The organism is Methyloceanibacter sp. (assembly GCF_050728395.1).
Lineage (GTDB): Bacteria > Pseudomonadota > Alphaproteobacteria > Rhizobiales > Methyloligellaceae > Methyloceanibacter.
Genome location: NZ_JBOHJB010000117.1, coordinates 1 through 7,654, shown reverse-complemented (window position 1 = coordinate 7,654; position 7,654 = coordinate 1). Strand labels below are relative to the sequence as shown.

The window sequence follows — 7,654 nt, the reverse complement described above, 5'->3', positions numbered from 1 at the left end:
TGTTCTCGCGAATGATCGACATGTCGAGCTTGTCGTGGCGGAGATAGAGGCCTTCCAACCTCTCGCAGGCCGAGGCTTGTTTTTCTTCTTCCTTGGCGATGTTGGCGAATGGGATCGACCCCATGCTGGCAAGGTCCGCTTGCAGCCCTCCAATATATGCCTCTTGCGAAGGCGTCAGTGGAACGCTCCCGTCGAGCTTCTCAAGACTACGGAACGCGCGGAACTCCGCTCCGGCATCGAGAGCATTGTTTCTGTTGGTGTCGATTTTTCTCAGCTGATCCATGGTTGCCGCCGAAGCAAAATTCAGCATGCACAACCAAAGGATGACGGTAGTGCGATAGAGCCGGTACATGTCCCCCTCCTAAACGATCACTTGCCACTCGTTTTTCCTGAACCGCTTGATGATCGCGCCCCCGATATCGGCGATCGTCTTCACGTCCATGAGATCGGCTCGCTCCAGATCGAGCCCATAGCCGCTGAATTCAGGGGACCCGTTGAGATCCCGGTAAAAGCGCGGAACATCGCCCCTGATGTAGCTCGAGGCTGGCGCGTCCCACTTGATCGTTCGTCTGTGCTGAGGGTCGATCACATGCCGCAGCAGCGACATGATCGTCTGTGCGCTGATTGTGCCCGGTCGCGCTTTCCTGGCGCGCGACGGCGCCCTTCTGGTGCGCGATGGCGCAGCCCTGGTTCGCGTTGCCATGGTTTCCCCTCCTATCCCCAACCGAAGGTTGTAGAGTATGATAGAAGCAACCTGTGGTAAAGAGAGGGAAATTTCACACTCTGGCATTTCGGCAACAGCGAGCCCGTCTGGCCGGTGGGCGAGCCGCGATTCCGGCCGGAATGCCCCAGTGGCAATGGCCTTGCGCTGCCCTATGGTGTTGCGCCAAACGGTATGGGGACGCCCGCTAGGGCCTTTCTCGCTCGCGCCGCAGGAGACCGGTCATGCTCACCATCTACGAGGCCCGGTCGGGTGCACTCGAGCCGCACAAGAATCCGCGGCGGATCACCGAGCAGGCGATCTGGATCGATCTCCTCAGTCCCAAGCGGGAAGAGGAAAGGAAGATAGAGCGTGCGCTCAAGCTGGAGGTGCCGACTCGCGAAGAGCAGCGCGAGATCGAGGCCTCGAGCCGCCTCTATCAGGAGAACGGCGCGCATTTCATGACGGCAACGGTGCTGTATCAGACCGAGACGGTGGAGCCCGTTACCACGCCGATCACCTTCATCCTCGCCGGCAATAGGCTCATCACGCTCCGCTACGCCGAGCCGCACGCCTTCTCGATCTTCGCCGCGCGCTGCCGCAAGCCGGATCCAAGCCTCACCAGCGGCACGGCGGTGCTGATCGGGCTGATCGAGACCATCGTCGATCGCATGGCGGACTTCATCGAGCGCATCCAAGGAGAGGTCGACACGCTGTCGCATTCCATCTTCGGCATGAAGGGAGGCACGGCCACGCGGCAGCGCCGCTTCGACGTGCTGTTGAAATCTATCGGCCGCGAAGGCGAGCTCACCTCGCGTGCGCGAGAGAGCGCGCATTCGCTTGGGCGTCTGCTCACCTTTCTCACCCAGGTTGCCAATGAGCGCAAAGAGGACAGGTTGCTGAAGGCGCGCATCCGCACCGCTGCTCGCGACGTGGTGTCGCTCGCCGATCACGTGAGCTATCTGTCGAACAAGATCGTGTTCCTGCTCGACGCGACGCTCGGCATGATCAACATCGAGCAGAACAACATCATCAAGATTTTCTCCATCGCCGCGGTGGTGTTCCTACCGCCGACGCTGGTCGCCTCGGCCTACGGCATGAATTTCGAATTCATGCCCGAGCTGAAATGGATTTTCGGTTATCCCTTCGCCATTCTGCTCATGGTGATTTCGGCCGTGCTTCCCTATCTCATTTTTAAGCGCAAGGGCTGGCTGTAGTTAATGTCGCCGCGAAACGAACCGTCTCGCCTCTGCCACGTTGATGTTGTAGGAAGATGGCAAGACGGGTGGGGGCCGAACGAACATGCGTAGGAGAAAAGGTGCATGACCACTCGATCCTTGAGTATCGCCGCGGCCGCTGGCCTGCTCGTCACTGCCGCCATGCTGCCGCAGCAGGCATCGGCGCTGCCTGGTGCAGGCGAGGCTGGGACGCAAGCGCGGCCCGGTCTCGTTCAGCAAGTCGCGAGCAAATACAATCGCCGTTACTATCGCGACAACGGCACCTATGTGCGGGCGCCGTTCACCGAGGTTGACACGCGCCGCGGCACTTGGGTTGCCGCGCCCTTCGCCCGCGTCTATTCGGGGCGGCGCGGCACTTGGGTGCGCGCGCCTTTCGTCGATCTCTGGGTGCCGCGCTAAACGGGCTTGATCGCTCCAACCAGCGCAAACCAAGCAACTGCAGCACTCGCGGAAATTGCCAGCGTGGCGGCGATGCCGAGCTTCAATCGAAGCAGCAGAACCGCGGCAAGGCACGCGAGCACGACGGCTGCGACGTCGAGCGTCGAGGGGTCGGGTCGCCAAAGCCGCAACGGGCCATGCCAAACTGGCTCGACCTTGGCGAAGAAAACGTGCAGTGCGAACCAGAGGCTTAAGTTCAGAATGACGCCGACCACGGCGGCAGTAACGCCGCTCAGCGCGCTTGCGAGGCGAGGGTTCGTGCTGAGACGCTCCACGTAAGGGGCGCCCACGAAGATCCACAGGAAGCAGGGCGCGAAGGTCGCCCATAGTGTGATCGCGGCGCCAGCCAAGCCGAAGGCGAGCTTGGGTTCTCCGCCGTGGCGGTAGCCGGCGAGGAAGCCGACGAACTCGGCCACGAGGATCAGAGGGCCTGGTGTGGTCTCGGCGAGGCCCAAGCCATCGAGCATCTCGCCGGCACTGAGCCAACCATAAGTTTCGACCGCCTGCTGCGCCATATAGGCGAGGACCGAATAGGCGCCGCCGAAGGTGACCACGGCCAGCTTGGAAAAGAAGATGGCGATGTCGGTGAAGACGTGATCGCGCCCAAACACAAGCGCGAGTAGCGCTAAGGGAACGATCCAGAGGGCGAGCCAGAGACCGGCGGTGCGCAAACTATCGGTAAGCCGCACAGGGCTCGTCTCAGTGGGCGAAATCGCCTGAGGGCGGTTCTCCACGAGGACGTAGCCAATGAGAGCGGCCGCGGCGACGACGAGAGGGAAGGGCACGGCGAAGAAGAAGATGGCGATGAATGCCGCCGCGGCGACGATCCAGTCCTGAGGACGCCGCAAAGCGCGCCGCGCAACCCTGAGCAATGCCTCGATGACGATGACGAGCACGGCGGCTTTGATGCCGACGAACGCCGCCTCGACGAGCGGCACATGGCCGTAGAGCGCATAGGCGATGCTGAGCGCGAGCACCACGGATGCGCCGGGGAGCACGAAGAGCAACCCTGCGACAAGTCCGCCCAAGGTGCCGTGCAGCAGCCAGCCGACATAGGTTGCAAGCTGCATGGCTTCGGGGCCAGGCAGCAGCATGCAGAAATTGAGCGCGCGAAGGAAATGCTCCTCACTGATCCAGCGACGCTCATCCACCAGCACGCGGTGCATCAGCGCGATCTGACCGGCAGGGCCCCCGAACGACAAGACGCCGATCTTCGCCCAGACGGCGAGAGCTTGTTTGAAGGACGGCGTTTGGATGGACAGGACCGGCGTTGGAGAAGTCTTCGATCCCATGGCGGCACACTCCGTGTATTGGGGGCAAAGCCCTACGGAGCGGCGCTTGGGCAGGCTGCCTCACGGGGCGGCCGCAGAAGGCCCCGATAGCGGCATCCTAGAGCCAATGAGACACGCTGGCAACGCGAGCCGATTCGACCCCACGTTCTGGTGACGGCTTGGTCTTGCATGCTATGCGGGAACCCCGAAGCGCGAGGGTAGGCGATGGTTTCGACACAATTGATCCAGGTGGCGGTGTTTCTCGCCGCCGCAGCCATTGCTGCGCCGCTTGGCCGCTTCTTTCGCATGGGCGCCGTGCTCGGCTATCTCGCCGCCGGTGTGGTGATCGGTCCCTACATTCTTGGGCCGCTCTATCGGCTGAACAACGTCGAGAGCATCCTGCAATTCGGCGAATTCGGTGTGGTGCTGCTGCTGTTCGTGATCGGGCTCGAGCTTCGCCCGATCAGGCTTTGGGCCATGCGCTCGGCGATCTTCGGTATGGGCTCCGCCCAGCTCGCGGCCACGTCGCTGGTGCTCGCGGCCATCGGCATCGCGTTTGGCCTCAACTTTGGCCAGGCGCTGTTCATAGGCCTTGGCCTGTCGCTTTCGTCAACGGCCTTCGCGCTGCAGGTGCTGGAGGAGAAGGGCGAGATCAATACCAGGCACGGCAGGCTCGCCTTCTCGGTGCTGTTGTTCCAGGACCTTGCCGCCATCCCGCTTATCGCACTCGTGCCGCTTTTCGCGGCCGGCGGCAGCGACCAACCGGCCATGGATTTGCGCGCCGGCGTGCTCGCCATCTTCACCATCATCGGCGTGATCGTGGCCGGACGTTTCCTGCTCAGCAGGCTCTATCGCATCATCGCCGCCACCGGGGTGCGTGAGGCGATGACGGCGAGCGCGCTGCTCACGGTGGTCGGCGTGGCGCTGGTCATGGAAGCTGCGGGCCTGTCGGCGGCGCTCGGCTCGTTCATCGCCGGAGCGCTGCTCGCCGATTCCGAATATCGCCATCAGATCGAAGCCGACATCGCGCCGTTCGAGGGGCTGCTGCTCGCGGTGTTCTTCATCGCCATCGGCATGTCGATCGACTTGAGCGTGGTGGTGGCGGAGCCGCTTGAGCTCATCGCTATCGTCATCGGCCTCGTCGCCGTCAAGGCAGCCATCCTTTATGGACTTGGCCGCTGGTGGGGATTGAAGCGCGAACCGGCGAGGCGGCTCGGGCTCGTCATCAGTCAAGGCGGCGAGTTTGCCTTCGTGCTGTTCGCGGCCGGCGTCGCCGCGCACGTCATCGGCCAGCACCTGGCCGATCTGCTCGTGCTGGCGGTGACCCTGTCCATGGCGGCGACGCCGCTTCTGCTGCTTGTCGACGAGACGATCTTCCGCGCGCTTGAACCGGAGAAGCCCGAATACGAGATGCCGCCGGAAGGCGATCAGCACGTCATCGTCGCAGGCTTCGGCCGCTTCGGGCAAATCGTGGCCCGCGTGCTTCGCGCCCGCCGCATTCCGTTCACGGCGCTCGACTCCAACATCGAGCAGGTGGATTTCGTGAAGCGCTTCGGCTCGAGAATCTACTACGGCGATGCCGGGCGGCTCGACATTCTGCGCGCGGCCGGCGCCGACAAGGCGCGCGCCTTCGTGCTCGCCATCGACGATGTCGATGCCTCGCTGAGGGTGGCCGAGATGGTGCGCAAGCACTTTCCCGACCTGCCGGTCTATGCTCGGGCGCGCGACCGTATCCATGTGCACAAGCTGATGGATCTCGGCGTCGGCATCATCGAGCGCGAGACGTTCCTCTCGGCGCTCGAATTGACGCGCAGGCTGCTGCGCGGGCTCGGCTTCAGCGAGCCCGAGGTCAAGCGGCTGCTCGCGACCTTCAAGCGGCAGGACGAGAAGCGGCTCTACGACGACTACAAATATTACAACGATCTGGAAAAGGTCCGCGCCAATGCAAGGACGGCCGCGGTCGAGCTCGAAGAGCTGTTCGCCCAAGACGTGGAAGATCTCAAGCTTCCGGAAGTGGAGCCAACGCTTGTTGGCGCTGAGCGGCGAGATGGCCGGCGATCAGCCGGTTCACCTCGGAAGGATGGGTGAACGGACTCATGTGGCCGGCGCCCTTGAGCACCGTCATGTCGGCGTTCGGCAGCGTCGCGCTCAGCATGTCGACCACGGCGCGGGCCGGTGCGCGGGTCTTGCCGCCGACGATCAGCAGGGTCGGAGCCGTGGCGCCCGCATAGTCGCTCAAGCGCGCGCCTGCCTCGATGAGGATCATGAATTCGAGGGCCACTTTGCCGATGGTGGCCGTGATCGCCGCCTTGAACGTCTCCGGCGACAGCCACCAGCGCAAGCGGCCCAGCCAATAGCGCATGAAAACTGCCGCGGCGTCGCGATCGTTGCCGTTCGACACGGCGGAGAGCACAGCGACGCCGAGCTGCTCGATCTCGGCCCATTCAGGGCGGCGTTCAACGCGCAGCAGGTTAAAGGCGACCGGCTCGACCAGGGTCAGGCTCTGAACCTTGGATCCGAGCTCGCGCGCCGCCTCAAGCGCCAAAGCCGCGCCGTAGGAGTGGCCGACCAAGTGGACAGGCTTCTCGGTCTTGTTGGCGAGCTCGAGCAGCACGGCGAGATCGGCCTGACCGGTGAACACCTTGCCTTCAGGCCAAGCGCCCGACTGCCCATAGCCGATAAAGTCGGGCGCGAGCACGCGCCATTCGGGCGCAAGCGCCTCGATCAGCGGCAGCCACTCCTTGTGCGAGGCCGAGCTGCAATGGGCGATGATAACGAGAGGCCCTTTGCCCTGGTCGAGATAGGCGATCTCGACGCCGTTTACGGTCATCTGCTTCAAGGGCATCGGGCCTCACTGGAGTCGACCCTTTAGGTGTAACCCATTCTAGCGAGGTGAAGGGAAAGCAAGGAATTCGCGGCGTTCGGAAAATGGAGAGATAGGATCAGCAGACGCCCACCTCTCCCCACAGGGGAGAGGAGTGATTGACGGGGACCGAGAGTTTTGGTGGACTGACGTCAGCTTGCGGCTGCGGCTTCAGGAGTTTCGGCGGCGGCGGCAGCCTTCTGCACCGCTTTCTGCACCTTTTCGAAGGCGCGCACCTCGATCTGGCGAATGCGCTCCCGGGAGACGCCGAACTCGGCCGACAGCTCTTCGAGCGTCAGGGGATCCTCGGCGAGCCGCCGCGCTTCGAACACCCTGCGCTCGCGCTCGTTCAGGTCCCTCAGCGCATCGTTGAGCATGCCGCGCCGCCGCTGAGCCTCTTCCGACTCGGCAAGGGCGGTCTCTTGGTCCATGGTATCGTCGACCAGCCAGTCCATCCACTCGCCGCTCTCGCTATCATTGCGCACCGGCGCATTCAGCGATGAGTCGCCGGCGAGCCTCCTATTCATGGAGATCACGTCCTCCTCGGTGACGCCGAGCTGGGTGGCGATGCGCTTCACCTGGTCTGGGCGCAGATCGCCATCGTCGAGGGCCTTGAGCTGCCCCTTGATCTTGCGCAGGTTGAAGAACAGCTTCTTCTGCGCCGCGGTGGTGCCCATCTTCACGAGGCTCCACGAGCGCAGGATATATTCCTGGATCGCGGCCCTGATCCACCACATGGCGTAGGTGGCAAGCCGGAAGCCCTTATCGGGATCGAAGCGCTTCACCGCCTGCATCAGCCCAACATTGCCTTCCGAGACGACCTCGCCGATGGGCAGCCCATAGCCGCGATAGCCCATGGCAATGCGCGCAACGAGTCTGAGATGGGAGGTTACGAGTTGATGGGCCGCATCACGGTCGCCATGCTCGCGCCAGCTCTTGGCGAGCATGTATTCCTGCTGAGGCTCCAGCATGGGAAATTGCCGGATCTCTTCAAGGTAGCGCGTCAGCCCGCCATGCGCGCCGACACTCGGTAGACTCTGCGAGGCCATGAGAGCACGTCTCCCGCGGCCCAACGCCGGCCGCATCTTTTCACCTTAATGCCCCCCGGCGCCCCTCTATAGAACGTTTGCCTCAAGGATTAAAG

At 63.2% G+C, this 7,654-nt stretch carries 8 protein-coding genes; 3 read left to right on the top strand and 5 right to left on the bottom strand.

The window, feature by feature from the left end; all coding sequences use genetic code 11:
• Both ACREC7_RS14785 and ACREC7_RS14780 read right to left on the bottom strand, forming a co-directional pair.
• Positions 1-352: hypothetical protein (locus tag ACREC7_RS14785; RefSeq protein WP_431556455.1), on the bottom strand; the 352-nt coding region annotated here is incomplete at its 3' end.
• A 9-nt stretch (positions 353-361) separates the two neighbouring features.
• Positions 362-607, bottom strand: coding sequence for a hypothetical protein (locus ACREC7_RS14780; RefSeq protein ID WP_431556454.1), 246 nt, complete (start codon positions 605-607; stop codon positions 362-364).
• A 338-nt stretch (positions 608-945) separates the two neighbouring features.
• Between ACREC7_RS14780 and corA the strand changes: the two genes are divergently transcribed.
• A complete protein-coding gene (corA, locus tag ACREC7_RS14775) occupies positions 946-1,917 on the top strand; it encodes a magnesium/cobalt transporter CorA (RefSeq protein WP_431556453.1) in 972 nt (323 codons plus the stop codon).
• 105 nt (positions 1,918-2,022) lie between these two features.
• Positions 2,023-2,337, top strand: a complete 315-nt coding sequence (locus tag ACREC7_RS14770) for a hypothetical protein (RefSeq protein ID WP_431556452.1) — start codon at positions 2,023-2,025, stop codon at positions 2,335-2,337.
• Here ACREC7_RS14770 and chrA read toward each other — a convergent pair.
• Entirely contained in the window at positions 2,334-3,668 is a 1,335-nt protein-coding gene (chrA, locus tag ACREC7_RS14765) for a chromate efflux transporter (protein ID WP_431556451.1), read from the bottom strand. The genes ACREC7_RS14770 and chrA overlap by 4 nt on opposite strands.
• A 204-nt stretch (positions 3,669-3,872) precedes the next feature.
• Between chrA and ACREC7_RS14760 the strand changes: the two genes are divergently transcribed.
• Positions 3,873-5,735: a monovalent cation:proton antiporter-2 (CPA2) family protein gene (locus tag ACREC7_RS14760; RefSeq protein ID WP_431556450.1), complete on the top strand. Its 1,863-nt coding sequence runs from the start codon at positions 3,873-3,875 to the stop codon at positions 5,733-5,735.
• On the opposite strand, the gene ACREC7_RS14755 is transcribed toward ACREC7_RS14760, so the two are convergent.
• Both ACREC7_RS14755 and rpoH read right to left on the bottom strand, forming a co-directional pair.
• Positions 5,647-6,492 carry an alpha/beta fold hydrolase gene (locus ACREC7_RS14755; RefSeq protein WP_431556449.1) on the bottom strand — a complete coding sequence of 282 codons (846 nt, stop codon included), beginning with the start codon at positions 6,490-6,492 and terminating at the stop codon, positions 5,647-5,649. The two genes, ACREC7_RS14760 and ACREC7_RS14755, sit on opposite strands and share 89 nt — an antisense overlap.
• Positions 6,493-6,662: 170 nt before the next feature.
• A complete protein-coding gene (gene rpoH, locus ACREC7_RS14750) occupies positions 6,663-7,559 on the bottom strand; it encodes an RNA polymerase sigma factor RpoH (RefSeq protein WP_431556448.1) in 897 nt (298 codons plus the stop codon).
• Between the last annotated feature and the right edge of the window lie 95 nt (positions 7,560-7,654).